Source organism: Bacillus sp. CR71 (genome assembly GCF_003429245.1).
GTDB classification, from domain to species: Bacteria; Bacillota; Bacilli; order Bacillales; family Bacillaceae_G; genus Bacillus_A; species Bacillus_A thuringiensis_S.
The window spans coordinates 1,166,260-1,181,608 of record NZ_CP031748.1 but is presented as its reverse complement, the minus strand read 5'-3'; the positions used below and the strand labels follow the sequence as shown (position 1 = coordinate 1,181,608).

The window sequence follows — 15,349 nt, the reverse complement described above, 5'->3', positions numbered from 1 at the left end:
TCATAGAAATAACGTGTTACTTGACCATTTACACTCTTTTCAATACGACGATTATCCTCGTCATACTTATAAGTTGCGAATGCATTGCTTTCACCTTGTTTTGTAATCGCTACAAGTTGGTCATCTTCATTCCATGTATATTTGTACTTTCCATCAGATGTACGATTTCCATTTGCATCATACGTTAACGATTCGTTTCCGAATTTTACAAGCTGATTTCCTTCATTGAATGTTGCCGCTATAGATTTTGTTTCTTTTCCATTCTCTACAACTTTCACACTTGTACGGTTTCCAAATCCATCATATGTGTATGATTTAGTTGTTCCGTTTGGTAATATCTCATTTAAAATTGAATTCATTGGATTAAGATCCAAAAAGAAAGAAGAACCGATATCGGCCCTTCCTCCTACAAATTTATTATGCACCCGAACTATTAAGGAAGTAAATCCCCAAATACATCAATCAATTTCTCTAAATTCCTACCAAAATCATTAATATTATCCTGTTCATCAAAGCCTTTTTCAATTAATTCATCTGCTAATATATCTCTCAACTCATGTATTGTTTCAATTTCTGATAGACTAAAGTCCTTACAATTTGCAATCCACAATAACTCAGGCCAATTTTCCTTTAATATCCTTTGCAATAATACCCCTTTCACATCACTATTAAATTTACCCACGCTTATTTTTTTCCTTTCCGTGTATATTTCGTTCCTCTAGCAAATGTCGTTACGACTTTTCCCTTCTTATTTAAAACGACTACAGCTTGTTTACTAGTATATTTAATAGTTCCACGATCTTTTTGTATAGCCCTCTTTTACCTGACCTAACTGTATGTAAGATCGCCTTTGATTTGTCTCTAAATCTAAAAGCCCAGCTAAATCCTCAAAAATGATATATTCTTTTGAACTAAAATCCGGTATAAACATACGACTTTTCCCGACCTGTAACATATAATTTAATTTATTAAACAGTACTGATTTCATCTATTCTCCCCTATAACACCCTAACTGTTTTTCATTGAAACCATTTTCTTCTAATAATAAAACCCTCTCATTGATTCTACACATAAAGGTTGTAAAAAATGCACCCAAAAATTCAGGTGCATTTTCATTCTCAATATAGAAACTTCATGTTTTGCGGCTTCATTCTAATCCATAATACGTTCTTCCGCATAACAAACAAATACTTGCTTTTCCGAACGTAAAGATACTAAATAATACTCATCTTCAAAATGCCCTACTATATACCCCATCTCCCCCGCCAGTTCAATTGTTTCTTTATTAAAATATACTCTTGTCCGATCAAAATTTATATGTTTTATGATACTCTCTAACTCATTATCGTTTGCTTCTTTTTCAGAGAAAAGGAACATGAGGCTCCCTTCCATACATACAGGAGAGATCACATCGAAAATATCAGTTGCAGGATCATACTGGTTTATTAAAATTGTGCTCTTCACAATCGACTTTTTCCAGTTTAACTCTTTTAATTCTTTTTCCAAAATGTAATTTTGCACCTTTGTTAACTCCTCTTGAATCCCTTCACAATTCACTAAAATATATAAATGAAATTTCGACATCATTGTTTTCATAAATTGTTCCATGCTTGTATCAACATCAACTATATATCTATTAATTTTTGATAACAAATTCAAGATTTTATCATTTTCAAAATTATCATGTTCATCCAACACTAGAAAATATTCGTTTTTTTCTGTTGCAGGTTTGTGTATTTCAATATATTTGTCCATATTTTCTCCTTAAAAGCAATTTTTTATTTATTCCGTCTTGGATCCCAATTACTGCGGTAGAAAATATGTTTATTTACAACTACAGTTCCTTTCACTTTAACGTATACATTAAAATGTGGTTTAACAGTTCTGCCATCTGCAAATTTATGCCCCCATTTATCTTGAGCAACTCTTACACCAGATCCTCCCTTATTAGCAAAACTTCTGGTTTCCCAAGTAGGGCGAACCTGTCGACTTTGTTGTCCATATGGATGTCTTGATCCTGGGTTATAATAATACTGTTTTTTCGATTTGTAATTATTATAATTATTTTTCCCCCATCCTGCAGTCCTAATCGCTAACCTGAAGGCAGTATTACGAGCCTGTTGTTTAGCATTAGCCTCTATTCGACTTACTGATTTATAAGCTTTATATCCATAATAGGCAGCACCAGCTCCTGCGGCTGCTACACCTAGCCAAAGTAAAGGTGCAGCTGCAACTGCAAAAATAGGGATTTTTCCATCAGGATCTATTTTTAATACTGGATTGTTATCTACATAGGTATACCCATTCTGCGTCACAGGATCATCTGCATCACCCGGATCCGGATCAATCGATAAGAACACACCATGCTCCGGATTATAATAACGCGCAATTAGATAATACATACCAATCTCTTTATCATACATGTATCCCGCATATCCAAATGGATTATCTGCTGCGATACCTTTTGTATCACTTTTTAATACGTTACCCCACGAATCATATTCATACGTTGCTACAACTTCTCTATTTTGATCTGTCATCGCAATGACATCACCACGTGGGTTGTAGTGATAGTATAACGTTTGTCCTTTTGACTTCATTGCCAAACGTAAACCGTCTACAGAGTATACATATTGGCGAAGAACATTGCCATTTCCGTCTGTCTCATATAATGGACTAATACTATCTCCATTATAAAAGTAGCGTGTTACTTGACCATTTACACTCTTTTCAATACGCCGATTATCGTCATCATATTTATAAGTTGCGAATGCATTGCTTTCACCTTGTTTTGTGATAGCTACAAGTTGGTCATCTTCATTCCATGTATATTTGTACTTTCCATCAGATGTACGATTACCATTCGCATCATACGTTAACGATTCGTTCCCGAATTTGACAAGTTGATTTCCTTCATTAAATGTTGCCGCTATAGATTTTGTTTCTTTTTCATTCTCTACAACTTTCACACTTGTACGGTTTCCAAATCCATCATATGTGTATGATTTAGTTGTTCCGTTTGGTAGTGCTTCATTTAATAATTGGTTAATCGGGTCATAGACAAAGTTTGTTTCTGTTACTTTTCCGCCCGCACCTTCATGTTTAATCTTCGTACGGTTGCCTGCTTGGTCATATTCATATCGTTCAGAAAGTAGAATACTATTTGACGTACCTACTACTAAATCTTTAATTTTGTTCGCATGATCATAGTTGAAAGTAGAACCTGAACCATTTCCAGCTGTATACGTACGAACATTTCCTTGATCATCATAATCAAATCGATATGTTTGCGAACCATCTGTTACACGTATGTTTTGATCTAACGTGTTGTAGTCATACGATACTTTATTTGTGTATCCACCTTGCGTAATTGTTTGTTCTTTTAGTTTTTCTGTCTTACTGTTTGCTTTGTCATGGTATGCCCAGTCAACTTTTCCGCCTCGGCTATCCGTTGCACTTGTAACGCGGTCAGCCTTGTCGTATGTTTTCGTGCGTTCTACGCCATTGACAAGATCTTTCACTTTCGTAACTTGTCCATTTTGATCACGTTCGAATGTAAATGAATCTTTTCCGTTACGCTTTTCACCGACGACACGATCTGCTGTATCATATACAGATTCTAAAATAGAACCGTTTGGCATTTTTGTTTTAATCTTGTTTGCATTTTCATCATACGTATGTTCAATACGACGGTTTAACGCATCGATATACACTGTATTTTTATTATCTACATCATATTCATATTTGTGTGTTTGTGTTTTCCCACCAAACATGACAGATTTCTCTGTTGTATTTCCATTATGATCATAACGATAATTGACAGAGGTACCATTTTTCAATGTAACCTTTGTTAATAGATTATCTTTGTTGTAATCATATAGTTTTGTATTTCCTTTTTCATCTGTTTCGCTCTTTTTATTTCCTGATGCATCATATGTGAAAGTATTTTTCTGTCCTTCTTCATCATACGCAGCAACAACATTTCCATCGTTGTCGTACTCATTTTTTATAAGAGCGTTCCCTTCTAATAGACGTATATCATCAAACCAAACTTTCCCTTTGTTGTTATGTCTGAAAAGAAGATAGATTTCCATACGTTTAATTGGTTTCGTTGCTGGGATTACAACCGCACTACGATTCCAATCATTTGTACCGCTTGGGAATTTCGCTTGGTAATTGGTACCACTACCATCTTGATAATGCACATCCGCCCAAATCGCATAGTCTCGAGAAAGTTTATCTGGCGCATCATTCTCTACATTTTCAGATTTAGACATTCCTGTTAGTGTAATTGGCTCTGCTTTTTTCTGATTTACAGTTACATGCTTACCATAGCCTACATTTGAACCACCATATTGACTACGCTCTAATACAATAGATGAATGTCCCGTAAAGCTCTCTTGCTGAGAAACATCTTTCGGATCACAGCTTGTTCCATCTCCTCGAATCCAACCTGGCATACAGCCATTTCCCGCCATATTTTCTAAACTACTATTTTCAATTGGGTTAAAGCTGGAAGACACTTCTCCTCTTTCCAATTGAATCTTATCAAACCATGCGGAACCACTTGAATCTGCTCGATTATAATCAACTTGTAGATATATTCTAACTTTTTTTGTTTGATCTGTTGTCTTAAAGGTTACTTGACGATTCGTCCAATCTTTCTCGCCCTCTATCCTATTATGACGTGTATCAAACCAGTTATTCCCACTTCCAAGAGGGGTTCCATCTTCTTTTAATAACTGAACATTAAAAAATGCACCAGCGTGAGTTAATGATGTTTTCATCATCCCACTTAATGTGTATGTTGTATTTGGTTCTACTACCACATCTTGAATCGCACTATGGTATCCCCAACCAGCGTTTTGCGCCTTTACTATCATTTGTAAAGATGAAGATCCACCCAATCCACCTGGCGCGAATGTTGCATCTTTTTTCAATGATCCATGACTATTAGTCTTCTCTTCATTCCATCTCTCAGTGTTATTCATTTCAAAGCTTGGATTTTGAATCAGGTTTTCTCCTGTTCCTAGCTCTCTAGTTGTTGCAATTGGATTTCCAAACTGATCATACTGCATGAAAGATGATGTATTTGCTTCTTGGTCAGTTTCAGACACTTCTGTATTTGCTGCTTTATAAGCAACTGTTGTTTCACGATTTTCGTTATCTGTCGCTTTTATAAGCCCGTTGTCTTTATTGTACTCGAACTTTTCTGTTCCCATTTCATCAGTAACAGAAGTTACATTCCCATTACCATCATAGGTCGCTGTTTCTGTTTGATTTTTAGGAGTTGTTGTTTTTACTAGGTTATTTGCATTATATTCATATGTTGTTGTTAAATTTAGACGTCCGGAATCTTCAACTGTTTTGACTGGGTTTCCAGCATCGTTATACGTATAAACAGTTTTACGTCCTTTAGGATTCGTTAACGTAACTTCTTTCGCATCTGTATTATATGCTAATGTCGTAGCTTTTCCTAATGGGTCCGTTACTTTTACTAACCTATTATTCTCGTATGCATACGATGTTTTATATGGTTTGGCATCTGTATGTTGCGGATCATAAATAGATGTTAGTAATCCATTATCATATCCGTATTTATATACTTTTCCTTCTGGAGTTGTAGAAGAAACGAGTAAATCTCCATCATATTTAAATGTAATCGTCTTGCTATCTGGGCCGATTACTCTTGCTGCTTTTTTATTATTTCCATCATATTGTACGACTAACTCTTTACCAGAAGCGTTCTTTACTTTTGATAAACGTGATTCCCCATCATACTCATATGTCGTCGTATTTCCGTATTTATCTTTTGTATACTGGATACGACCTTGTGCATCTCCAGATTTATAGAAAGTAACCGTTTGGTCTTTATCTTTTATTTCATATCCGCCTGATACTTGTTTAATTTCTAAATATATACCAGTAGGGGCTTGATACGTATTATCTCCCGTTCTAGTAAAAGTAATATTTGCGCCATCGGCAGAAATTAATAGTAAGTTTCCATTTCCTTCAGCCAAAATTCTTTCTTCTAATCCACTAGACCAACCTGTACCAAATAAACCTACTTTTTTACTTTGGCTATTATACGTTCTTTCCACTGATACATCCGGTCCGCGCCCTGATAACGTAATATCTTTTTCACTCATGATAAAGTTACCATTTGTAGCATTCACTGTACCATTTAGTACCGGAACTGATGCCCAGTAATCAAACATCCCTATAAACCCAAAGTCTTGAGCAAATTTAGGTACAAACTCATGCGAAATTTCACTTTCAGCATGTCCGGCTTTACTATACGCTGTTACACGGAACCAATAATTTTTAAAGCCAGCATAGATTCCGCCAGAATTTTTATACACAGGTGATGGATCAACTGCTAATTCTGCACCTTTTTTATCATGATGAAGTAAATATTGGCCTTTTGCAATTTCATCTTTCGTTGGCCAAATTTTCTCATTTTGCGTTGTCCAATTTGTTTTATTTCCTACATCGAACGCTTCGTAATCTTTTCCGTTATAAATCCAAACTTTATAGCCTGCAGCCGCTGGAACTGCATCCCACTTTAATGTGACATATCCCGTTTCCTTATCTGTCGCATTAATATAGGCCGATCCGTCTGGCTTTTTCACTTGTTCTAATGGAATAAATGGAACTATTTCATCTGAAAGTGGACTATCCTCAAACGGATACTCTGCTACAATACGAATCCAGTAGCTACTTCTTCCGCTATAATCCCCGTACGGACCTCCTGACTCGTAAGCATTTTTATATATTTGTCCTGGGTTAGTAGGCGCTTCTGCACCTTTTCCATCATCATGTATCCAGTAACGCCCTTGTGCAATTTCTTCTGGCGTCGGGAATATTTTTTTATCTTTCGTCGTCCAGCTTGTCACATTCCCAACAGGAATATATTCATAGTCATATCCATTAAAAATGGCAACTTTATAACCTGTTGCTCCTGGAACTGCGTCCCATTGTACATTGAAGTGACCTGAACCACTCCCACTGCCATTTGAGTAAGCTTGTACTCTTGGCTTATTCGGTTTTGCGTAGGAATATTTCACTTCCAAGAATGGTGCATTCGTTCCATTTTCAGCTGCAATGAATTTCTTCCAATGGTTTTGACCATTACCATTTGCATGTAGCTTAAAGCCATTGTTTTGTCTCGCGCCTTCTACCCATGCTTTTACTGTGTTAGTTACATTAAACTTCGCCAATTGTCCTCTTGTTACATCAGCATGTGCAATATTATTTGAACCAGGTTTATTATTCCAATTTAAACTGCCTTCATTCCAGGCACTCGTTACTTCATCTAACCAAACACCATTTGGTTGATTCGCATAATAATGCCAAATGGTATGTACATTGAATGTTGCACTTTCAATATTTGCACCTTTAAAACTCGAAACGTCTGGTTTAATAAATGCAAAGTTTGTCCCAGATGATCCATCATAATATCCTACTTTTAACGTATAAGCATTTTGACCAGCATCCCAAAGCTTTCCTCCTGAATAATTGACAGTTGGATATGCACTTGAAGCATATGCATTATCAAAATCCTTCAACTGAACCGAAGGGTCTACATATACCGGATATTTTCGCTCTGGTGCTTGTAACCACTGCGGGTCTGCAGTAACAGTTAATGTATATGTTTTTTCATCTTTCTTCTCAATATTGTAGCGAACCGCATCTGACGTTACAGCCTCACCTGATTGTTGGTCCACATTGGAATCATTCATATATGGTTTCGGCAATGTGAATACTTTTTCTTTTTTCTCATCTTGGAAGTCGATTGAACCATCTTCCTGTAAGCTAGGTGTTAAATCTGTTTCTAATGCAAATGTAAAAATGTGGTGCCCTGTATACTCACGTAATACAAAATCTTCTTTTACATTTTCATTGAATGTCGTACTCTTTAAATCAATATTTGGGAAGACTCCTTTATACCATACTGTATTATTTTCATGTGTTGCGGTTACTGGTGATGGCTTTATTTCACCTTTTTCACCATTTGCACTTATTAGTTTATACTGAATAGTATGATCTTTTACTTTAAATTGAACGTACTTTCCATCTTGTGTCGCTTTCTCGAACTCTGGTTCTAATGTTGTATTTTCCGTTACAATTTTTTCATTTGGTGCTTCTACTAATTTTGGTGAAACCTCTTCTAGCTTTCCATCTTTCTCTGCATGAATCGGTTCCGTATATACCCTCTTTGTAAAAGTACCATCATTGTTATCAAAAACCTTTTCAGTTTCCGTTCTTTCTTCTACAATCTCAGTCGGACTCGCCTGCGCTTTAGCCTTATCCTTCTTTAATTGATCTGGATGTGGAGCTGGTAATTTCTGCTCCTCTTTCTTTTCCACTTCTGGAGTTTGTTCTGAATTTGGAGATGGTGTAAACGGTGGTGCCGTTTCTGCCAACCCATTCAGTGGTATAGAAGTAACAATTAATGCAACTACGATAAGTTGGATTAATTGCCTATACCATTTTTTCTTAACTTGCCTCTTTTCCATACATTCACCCCTAATTCGCATCGGTTTTATTCTTACAATTAACAATTTAAAGAATTTTCCGAGGGGCTTCAACATAAAAATGACAATATTGTGGCATTTTTTCTAAAAATGTATATTTTCCGACTATTTACCATTTTATATTCCTTTTTCCTTATAAATACAGTAAAATATTTGTAGATTAAACGTTTTATTACACCTTATTTACTTTTTATCTACTTTATAATAAAAAAGAACTATCCCTTCTCTTAAAAATTCAGAGAAAGAATAGTTCTTTTTTCATTTACTTTATTTCTTAAAGTAAGTCCAACCTTCTTCTTGGTAAACTTTTTCTTCTTTCATCAACTTACCAAGTGCGCGCTTAAATGCAGCTTTACTCATGTTAAAGCGTTCTTTAATATCTTCTGGATGGCTCTTATCCCAAAACGGCATTGCTCCGCCTCGTTCTTCCATATATGCATAAATTACTGCCGCATCGTCTTCCATTCCTTCTTCTTTACGAGGAAGAAGTGAAATGTTAATTGTACCATCATCTTTCACGTCAATAATACGGCCCGTTACACGCTCCCCGATGCGGACTTGTTCTTTTCTTTCTGTATGGTGTAAGAAAGCACGGAAATGCTCATCAGTTAGTACGAATGAACCAACTTGAAGAGAACGATATACACGTCCATTTACGTTTTTATTACGCATAGATGGCGTTGCATCTACGATAATTTCTTGCATATCACTGTCTCTTGCCGGAAGAGCAATTAAACGATCACGATTCGTTAATTTTAACGTACAATATAATTCGTCGCCTACTTCTGGCCATACCGGCATATAAATCGGGAACTCATCAGCTGGAATTAGTATATCTTTTGATACACCAATATCAACAAACACACCTAAACTAGGAATGACTTCTACAACCTTTACCCAGTTCCAATCATACGTTGTAATAATTGGCTCCTTCATTGTTGCTGAAATACGATTTTGGTGATCAAGGTATAAGAATACATCAATCGTATCGCCTTCTTCAATTTCTCCAGCTACTTCGTTTTTATGTAGGAAAATTTCTTCTTCTTCATTCCCAACCATATATCCAATTTCCGTTTCGCGTAAAACAGTTACCTGTTCAATCGATCCTATTTGCAAATACATATTTTTTAATTCCCTTCTATATATATAAAATTATCTTTTTTATCATTCCAAACAAAAGTTAATTATAACATGATTTTTCCTGTATTTGTCCAACTGCCCAAAATTCACTATAATAAAGTGAGGTTACATGAATATAAGTATGAAAACACTTAAGTCTAGACTCGTTTTCAGCTATACTTTAGTATGTACAGTACATAACAAGATTAGAAATTTATTTGGAGGTGCTAACTATGGCAAAAGATAGTTCTTTTGACATCGTTTCGAAAGTAGAATTACCTGAAGTAACAAACGCAATTAATATCGCATTAAAAGAAATCCAAAACCGATATGACTTTAAAGGAAGTAAAAGTGATATTAAATTAGAAAAAGAAGTACTAGTTTTAACTTCTGACGACGAGTTCAAATTAGACCAAGTAAAAGACGTTTTAATTTCTAAACTTGTAAAACGTAACGTTCCAATTAAGAACTTAGATTACGGAAAAGTTGAAGCTGCAACTGGCAACACTGTTCGCCAACGCGCAACACTTCAACAAGGTATCGATAAAGATAACGCTAAAAAAATTAACAACATCATTAAAGAAATGAAATTAAAAGTAAAAACACAAGTACAAGACGATCAAGTACGTGTTACAGCAAAAAGCCGTGATGACTTACAAGCAGTAATTGCAGCTGTTCGTAGCGCTGATTTACCAATCGACGTACAGTTCATTAACTACCGCTAAAAAGAAAACTCCTCTTAATTAGAGGAGTTTTCTTTTTAGTTTTGTAGAGACAATATTACAAGAACAAGCCATAGAAAAAAGGCATCTGCGGTGAAAATTGCTAAGTGAACAGAGTCTAACTATACGAATACTTCACAAGTGAATGCATGATTAAACTAGGCCTTATTGTAGAATTTGTTTCATACATGCATTTAGCAGACCTTATTGAAAATAAAAAAAAAGACAATTTAAGACGTTTCCCCTTCGATTTGAATTACTTTTCTTAGTAATTACATCCTAGGCCAAAGTCATCTTAAAAATCGCTGTAACTTATAATTTCTCTTCCTGCCAAAACGTAACAATTTATGAGTATAAGAATATTTCCCAACCTTTAATATAATGTAAAATTAATAAGGATCTTAAAAAATGTTAATTAAAAAAGAGTTAGAAGTGGTTATATGAAGAAATTAATATTATGGTTTTTATTGGCCACATTCTCCCTAAATACTGTAGGATGTTCTAATAATACGAATACACTAACGGATAAGTCTAACTGTATCAACAAAGCTTGGTACAAAAAAACTATGTCATGTAATCATTTAAAAAACATTAAATAGTTAATGATAAAAGTCATAAGAAAAGACCCATCAAAGTGCCTTCCTCCGACTTGAACCATCTTAATTTTAATCATATTTGGATGGAGTTAAAAAGAAGCATAAATTGTTAATAAAGATGCAGACTTCAAAATAAAAAAGTACGTTAAGGACACTCTTATATTAAACACTAATATTTTAGAAGCAAGTTTATAAGTATAAAACCTACAGGGATTTCCCCTGTAGGTTTTATTATATTTCAAGTGATTTCCAAATGAATTATGAGTGGCTTTTTTCAGTTTGATTTTCAAAATATTTTTCTTTAACCATTTTTATCAGAGTTTCTTTTTCTGTTAGTTCAAATATAAATAATGCTTTTTTCATGTTATTTGCAATATCTTCTTCATTCTGTTGTTTAAATCTTAATAAATTCCATCCTTTTAAATAGTACAGTTCACCTAATAAGTATAAAGTATTTAGATTAATAGCTAATTTGATGCCCTTATCAATGTATTTTACCGCTTCTTCATATTGATAGGTCATACCTAAACATTTCGCTAAATTAAAAATGATTTTTAATTTAATCGCTTTATCTCTCGGAAAATCTAACTTATTAAAATTAGTTAAACATCTTCCTAATATAGTAATACTTTTATCATATTCTTTATTTTCCGCATAAAATATAGACATTGTCTGCATAATATCTATTTCTCTTTCTGATAAAAAATCAACATTGGTTAAAGTTAGTTTTAATGCATTATTTAAAAGTTTTAAAGCAGTTTTTATGGATCTGTTCACCTCAAATACAGCAATTGCTTCATGCCATAGGAGAAATTGTTTATCTTCTTTTGCTTGGAAATTTTTTTCATCTTTCTCTTTTTTCACTATTTCATAAAGTTCTTTATATTGTTTTTGCTTTAAGCAATCTTTTATTACGTATTTTACATTTTCTACATATTTAAATTTTTTGTTTTGAGTTAATGCAAATATATTATTCGGGTCAATACCAAGTCTTTCTGATAATTGATATAACAATATACTAGATGGATAAATCATACCTTTTTCTATTTTGCTAATTTGACTTTGCGAACATATTCCATGACATAATTCGGATTGTGATATATTTTTTTTAATTCTAAGCTCTTTAATGGTAATACCCAAATCGTAAAATTCCATTTTCCCACCTACTATTTAGCACTATATTAGTATAAGAGTATTCTCTAATTTTTAATGTAATATAAAATTAATATAGTTGCAATTATCGTTCGTTCCAAAGATCTTTCTCTATCCGTATTGACACAAAAACAGGCTAGGAAGAAGACTTTCTCCATAACCTGGAACCCCCTCTCATTAGAGAAGTTTTCATTTTCGTATCGTTTCTCTTAAGAAATTTCATATCAACAGAATAAACACTATTGCCCCACCGAACAAACAAATACAATAAGAAGACGTGAACATAGAACGAGCAACTTCTCATCTACGTTTCCTTTTAACTGCAATTAAAAACGCAATAAATAATACATTCACACCAACGATTAAGGAGATAAATAACCAATTCACACCTGTTTCTCCGTTAAGTTTATACACGTTTGATTCTTCACGCTTTAAAACGAGATAAAATCCCCCATTTTCCTCTCTTATAATTTCATCCTCTAACAATCCTCTTAACTCTTGTTTTTCACCAATCGTACTTGCAGGTAAGGAGACTTTTTGTGTTTCTTTCGTATTATTAATTGCTACTAAAGTTACTTCATTTTTATATTTTCGTTTTAGTATGCTCATCCCGCTATTATCATACAATAGCTCAAACGTACCGCGTCGTAAAGACGGTCTCGCCTGTCTAAGTTCACCTAGTTTTGTTATGTGCTGCATAAATTTTTCGTCTGACTTAAAATCCATTAATCGTCTATTATCGGGTACACTTCCTCCATCTAATGCAATTTCAGTTCCGTAATAAAAATTCGGAATTCCAGGTGATGTTAACAGATATGTAAGCGCCAGTTTTAAACGTGATGGCGGATAATACATATTTTCTTTTGCAATACGCGCATATCTTTTTGTTTCTTGATCATCTAAGAACGTAACAAATTCTCCTTCTTTTTTACTCACATCGTATAACGATTTCACCGATACATCCGCTTTGGAAAACGATTCTACTATTTTTTCGTTGTATTCGCTATCCTCCTTTGTCATAATACGAAAATCTTTCTTTATCACTTGCATATCTTTTTGCGCGTTATCCCAAAAGGAACGCGGCTTTTTTTCACTATGTATAACATAACTTCCGTCTAAATCAACTTCTTTTATCCACCATTTCATTGCGTCAATTACCTGTTGTTCGTTTTCTCCAAGCGGAAATTGAAATACAACTTTCATTCCTTTTGCCTGAGCTTCTTTTACAAGTTCTTTCACATCATTTTCTGTCCCGAAATGTTCATTTACCTTTTTAAAATTTCGCACGTCTAATCCATCGTACTTTCCACTTTCAAAAAGTGGCGAAAGCATAACGGTAGTAAAACCCATTTCTTTTATGTAATCCAACCTTTTTATAATTCCTCTTATATCCCCGCCTTGATACCCTTCTAAATTACCAACTTCTAACTGTTTGTCATTTTTCGGTTCTCCATTATTGAAGCGATCAATCATAATGGAGTATATAACCTCATCTCGCCACTCTCTTTTTTCGTCTGCAAAAGTATGTATTGGTACAAACAAAACAACAGCTAAGCAAAAACAAATGAATAGTTTCCTAGTCCATATTTTTCCCACACGCATCCCCCAATTTTTTAATTGTAAGAATATTATACCAATTATCCAAGTGAAACGCATATGCCGATTTCAATCCTCACAAAATAATCTATGTTAGATTTTATGACATCACGTATATAATTTTCTGAATTTTTAGTTGATTTTTAGTTTTATTTCGAATATGATATGAAACATAACAAATAGATGTTATTTTTTCTAACATTCCAGGAGGAGAGATCATGAATATGGGAGATACGGTTTTTATGTTTGTGACGACAGTAATGGTCATGTTGATGACACCAGGATTGGCACTTTTTTATGGAGGTATGGTTCGTAGCAAAAACGTACTCAGTACAACGATGCATAGTTATAGTGCAATGGCTATCGTTTCGATTCAATGGATTGTTATCGGCTATTCTTTATCATTCGGGCCAGATTGGCACGGACTTATCGGTACACTTGATTGGTTCGGTCTAAACGGAGTTACCTACGCACCAAATCCAGACTACTCATCTACTATTCCTCACAATTTATTTATGATGTTTCAACTCATGTTCGCCATTTTAACTCCAGCTTTAATTTCAGGTGCATTCGCTGAAAGAATGCGATTTTCTGCCTTTCTTATTTTTATCCTTCTATGGACAACAATCGTTTACAATCCTGTCGCTCATTGGGTATGGGGCCTCGGTGGGTGGCTAAGGGAACTTGGTGCACTAGACTTCGCTGGCGGAAATGTCGTTCACATCACTTCCGGAGTTGCCGGTCTTGTATTAGCTATTTTCCTTGGAAAACGAAAAAACATAAATGGTTCTTCTCCTCACCATTTGCCATTTACAATGTTAGGCGCAGGCTTATTATGGTTTGGCTGGTTCGGTTTTAACGTTGGCAGCGCATTATCCTTAAACGACGTAGCTTTAACTGCATTTATTAATACAAATATAGCCGCTGCTGCCTCTGCTCTAACTTGGATGCTTTCTGAATGGTTCTTCCAATCAAAACCGACCGCGATGGGAGCTGCTTGCGGAGTTGTTTCTGGTCTAGTAGCTATTACACCAGCCTGCGGGTTCGTTACACCTTTCTCCGCCCTTCTTATCGGAGCAATTGGTGGTATAATATGCTTCGGCGCCGTTTTCTTCCTAAAAACAAAATTCGGGTATGACGATACACTTGATGCCTTTGGATGCCACGGCATCGGAGGAACTTGGGGCGGTATTGCAACAGGACTATTTGCAACTACTGCCGTAAACGGGGATGGCGCAAACGGATTATTTTACGGAAATGCCGCGTTACTGTTTAAACAACTTATAGCGATTGGCGCAACATATGCATTCACGATCATCATGACGTATGCCATTATTAAAGCGATCAACTTCTTCCTCCCCGTTCGCGTCGATGAACATGAAGAACACATGGGTCTTGATATTTCAATGCATGGCGAGAAGGCTTATGAACATGCAGAGCGAGTAAACTAAAAAAGAGATGCAATCTATTGATAGTAGATTGCATCTCTTTTTTGCGTACTAGGCAACATACCCCACCTAGTATAAATGTAAATATATCAACGGTTTTTTGGATATATCAACGATTTTTCAAATATATCGATTGTTTCTTTCAATATATCAACGGTCCGACACAACATATCGATTTA

General features: G+C 34.9%; 8 protein-coding genes and 2 pseudogenes. 2 read left to right on the top strand and 8 right to left on the bottom strand.

Features of this window, described 5'->3' with window-relative positions; all coding sequences use genetic code 11:
• The 6 genes and pseudogenes from DOS87_RS30050 to DOS87_RS06055 all read right to left on the bottom strand — a co-directional run.
• Positions 1-365, bottom strand: a pseudogene (locus tag DOS87_RS30050) (RHS repeat-associated core domain-containing protein); the annotation flags it as partial.
• 68 nt (positions 366-433) lie between these two features.
• Positions 434-682 (bottom strand): hypothetical protein, encoded by a 249-nt coding sequence (locus DOS87_RS06075; RefSeq protein WP_000514486.1) that lies wholly within the window; start codon positions 680-682, stop codon positions 434-436.
• Between the two features lie 2 nt (positions 683-684).
• Positions 685-851 (bottom strand): annotated as a pseudogene (locus tag DOS87_RS30480) (RHS repeat-associated core domain-containing protein); the annotation flags it as partial.
• A gap of 301 nt (positions 852-1,152) precedes the next feature.
• The gene (locus tag DOS87_RS06065; RefSeq protein ID WP_000362166.1) at positions 1,153-1,755 is read right to left on the bottom strand and encodes a hypothetical protein; all 603 of its coding nucleotides are present in this window, start codon (positions 1,753-1,755) and stop codon (positions 1,153-1,155) included.
• A 23-nt stretch (positions 1,756-1,778) separates the two neighbouring features.
• Entirely contained in the window at positions 1,779-8,519 is a 6,741-nt protein-coding gene (locus DOS87_RS06060; protein WP_208730224.1) for a DNRLRE domain-containing protein, read from the bottom strand.
• A 285-nt stretch (positions 8,520-8,804) separates the two neighbouring features.
• Positions 8,805-9,659 (bottom strand): CvfB family protein, encoded by an 855-nt coding sequence (locus tag DOS87_RS06055; protein WP_000281261.1) that lies wholly within the window; start codon positions 9,657-9,659, stop codon positions 8,805-8,807.
• Positions 9,660-9,889: 230 nt separating this feature from the next.
• Here DOS87_RS06055 and DOS87_RS06050 point away from each other — a divergent pair, with 230 nt between their 5' ends.
• Positions 9,890-10,381, top strand: coding sequence for a YajQ family cyclic di-GMP-binding protein (locus DOS87_RS06050; protein ID WP_001040146.1), 492 nt, complete (start codon positions 9,890-9,892; stop codon positions 10,379-10,381).
• Between the two features lie 851 nt (positions 10,382-11,232).
• Here DOS87_RS06050 and DOS87_RS06045 read toward each other — a convergent pair.
• Positions 11,233-12,129 (bottom strand): helix-turn-helix domain-containing protein, encoded by an 897-nt coding sequence (locus tag DOS87_RS06045; protein ID WP_000397873.1) that lies wholly within the window; start codon positions 12,127-12,129, stop codon positions 11,233-11,235.
• Between the two features lie 297 nt (positions 12,130-12,426).
• On the bottom strand, positions 12,427-13,782 hold the full coding sequence (locus tag DOS87_RS06040) for an alpha-amylase family glycosyl hydrolase (RefSeq protein ID WP_002162891.1): 1,356 nt from the start codon (positions 13,780-13,782) through the stop codon (positions 12,427-12,429).
• Positions 13,783-13,940: 158 nt separating this feature from the next.
• On the opposite strand from DOS87_RS06040, the gene DOS87_RS06035 reads away from it, so the two are divergent.
• Positions 13,941-15,173 (top strand): ammonium transporter, encoded by a 1,233-nt coding sequence (locus DOS87_RS06035; protein ID WP_001055851.1) that lies wholly within the window; start codon positions 13,941-13,943, stop codon positions 15,171-15,173.
• Positions 15,174-15,349 lie beyond the last annotated feature (176 nt).